This is a genomic window from Paracoccus sp. MC1854 (assembly GCF_014164635.1).
Classification (GTDB): domain Bacteria; phylum Pseudomonadota; class Alphaproteobacteria; order Rhodobacterales; family Rhodobacteraceae; genus Paracoccus.
In genome coordinates, this window is the sequence record NZ_JACJFU010000101.1 from 1 (window position 1) to 2,220 (window position 2,220).

At 65.0% G+C, this 2,220-nt stretch carries 2 protein-coding genes and 2 pseudogenes; 1 reads left to right on the top strand and 3 read right to left on the bottom strand.

Features of this window, described 5'->3' with window-relative positions; genetic code table 11:
* Nucleotides 1-291 (bottom strand): annotated as a pseudogene (locus H5395_RS19255) (transposase); the annotation flags it as partial.
* Nucleotides 292-823: 532 nt separating this feature from the next.
* On the opposite strand from H5395_RS19255, the gene H5395_RS18190 reads away from it, so the two are divergent.
* A complete protein-coding gene (locus tag H5395_RS18190) occupies nucleotides 824-1,078 on the top strand; it encodes a hypothetical protein (protein WP_182793941.1) in 255 nt (84 codons plus the stop codon).
* A gap of 121 nt (nucleotides 1,079-1,199) precedes the next feature.
* On the opposite strand, the gene H5395_RS19665 is transcribed toward H5395_RS18190, so the two are convergent.
* Both H5395_RS19665 and H5395_RS19670 read right to left on the bottom strand, forming a co-directional pair.
* Nucleotides 1,200-1,826, bottom strand: coding sequence for a transposase (locus tag H5395_RS19665; RefSeq protein WP_370576507.1), 627 nt, complete (start codon nucleotides 1,824-1,826; stop codon nucleotides 1,200-1,202).
* Between the two features lie 122 nt (nucleotides 1,827-1,948).
* Nucleotides 1,949-2,206: pseudogene (locus H5395_RS19670) on the bottom strand (transposase); the annotation flags it as partial.
* Nucleotides 2,207-2,220 lie beyond the last annotated feature (14 nt).

The following is a 2,220-nucleotide window of genomic DNA, read 5'->3' on the forward strand; positions in this document are numbered from 1 at the left end:
GCGCGCCGGACAAGAAATCCTTCCCCGGCGTCAGCTCGCCGCTCTTCGCGTGCAGCGTGCTCACGTCCACCGCCGATGCCGGATCCACCGCGGCCGCCCCCCCGCGCCCCGGACACCCCGGAGGCGCAGTCCAGGCGCTGCCTGCGCCACTGCGTGGCCCGGGTCCGGATGCACGTCGAACTGCCCGGCCAGTGCAGCCAGTCCGGCCGGCGTCTTCCCGCCCCTGATGGCGGCAAGCGCCACCTTCGCCTTGAAAGCCGGGCGGTGGTTCCGGCCCGGTCGTCTGCTCATGGCCTCTCCCCGCCCCCGGCATCATGCCGAGGACGCCCGGATGATCCACTCACCCCCCTATGCAGATTGCCCGAACTAGCTCTAGCGGCGGCGTCTTGGCATTCCGCCTGCTCATCGCGCAGACGAGAAACCGGTCATGATTATTTTCGACGAAGTGATGAAAAAAGGTTCTGCGCTTCCTATATATGCGACGACTCCGTGAACACTTCCCGCGGGGTCTCTTGGAGGACCCAACGATGGGTGCCGATGACAAGATGCCGGGTGATGGCCAGCAAGTGAGCCAGATCACCGAACCCGCTCAGATAACACCAGACAACGGGAGCGATGAGGGCCTGCAGCGCGGCAACGGGTACCTGGGTCGTGGTCCTGAAGACCATGCGCGCCCTGCCAGTGCAGATCAAACGTACTGTCTGGCTCATGTATCGACGAAAGGACCGTGGAAACTTCCTGTTCGGTCTTCACCTTCCTTTCCTCCTTTCTGCCTCATGGCGGCATGGCGAAGCGCCAACTCATGCAGAGAAAGGAAATCGCCATGAAGACGTTTGCAGTTGCCTTGGCCGTCCTCGGCCTGGCCGCCACCGCGGCGCAAGCCGATAAGCTCGTGGATCCGAGTGACCACGGGGACCGGGACGACGGCTCTGTTGTGGTCCAGGCGGAATACACCGTTGAGGTGCCTGCCGGCACGATCCACAGCAGCGAGGACTTGGTGAACGAGAACCTGCCTGCCAGCGAACTGGTGAGGGTGACTCTTATCCCATCCAGCGGCGTGATCGACACCGGGCAGTGAGTCTCACAGATTGAAGGATGCCGCAGTAATCGCGGCATCCCGCCTGCTTCCGGCCGACCGGGATAAGGGAAGGCTCAGGGCGGTGCGTGAGACCTGCTACCGATCGAAAAGCTGGCTGTCTCTAGACTGACTCGTCCGTAAGCGTGGCGGCGGGTCCCTGTGCGGTGAGGCCTGACAGCAGTGTGCGGCCCCCAGGCATGAATTTTTCGATGCGGGATTTCGGGTGGCCGTCGGGGATGGCACGGAGAGTATCGGCGATGCAGCCGACCGGGTTGACGCCGGACATCTTGCAGGTGGCGGCCAGCGAGGCCAGCATCGCCCCGTTCTCGGCGCCGACCTCTTTGCCCGCGAAGAGGGCGTTTTTCCTGGTCAGGGCGATCGGACGGATCTGGTTCTCGACCGGGTTGGTGTCCAACTCAAGGATGCCGTCGTCGAGGACAAGGCTTTGCCGAACGATCAGGCCGGGCCAGTGCGCGAGGGTATAGCGGATGTCCTCGGCCAATTGGGATTTCTGCGGGATGCGCGAGAGCTGGGCCTCGAGACATGGTCCGGGCGCGGCAACGACGGGTGCCGCATGCTCGCGCCGGACGACCAGACGGATGGCCGCGCCGTTGCCACGCACGGCCTTCTCGATCTGATAGAGCAGCGCGATCTGACGCAGCATTTCCTCGGCGGTCGGCGAGTCCTCGTTCTCGAAGCGATTGACGAAGCGGCGGCGGACATGGGTCCAGCAACAGACAGTTGCCACGGGCCACCCTCGCGCACGCCCGGTGAGCGCGTTGCAAGACTGGCAGGCATCGCATTGCGAGGCAAGCGGCCGCGGTATCCGTCGAGGAACTTCAGCGGATGCTCCCCTCCCCGGCCGGAAGCATAGTGGAACAGGACGATGGGCGGGCCCGCACCGCCATGGCCGCGGTCGTCGGACCCGGCGGCCCGGAAGTGGCCGCTCTTCGTGGCCTTCCGGCCCGGGTCCAGCATCGGCGCGGGGGTCTCGTCGACGAAGATCCGTTCCGCGGGGAGTGTCCTGAACTCCGTGTATCTGATCCGGCCCATGCGGTTTTCAGATACGGTCAGGCGTCGAAGCGCCCGGCGAACATTATGGCCAGCTGATTGCGGGCGGCAACCCATTCCCGGACGGCCCT

Coding starts and splice junctions, on each gene's coding strand:
- H5395_RS18190 (WP_182793941.1), top strand. CDS start 824: ATGAAGACGTTTGCAGTTGCCTTGGCCGTCCTCGGCCTGGCCGCCACC.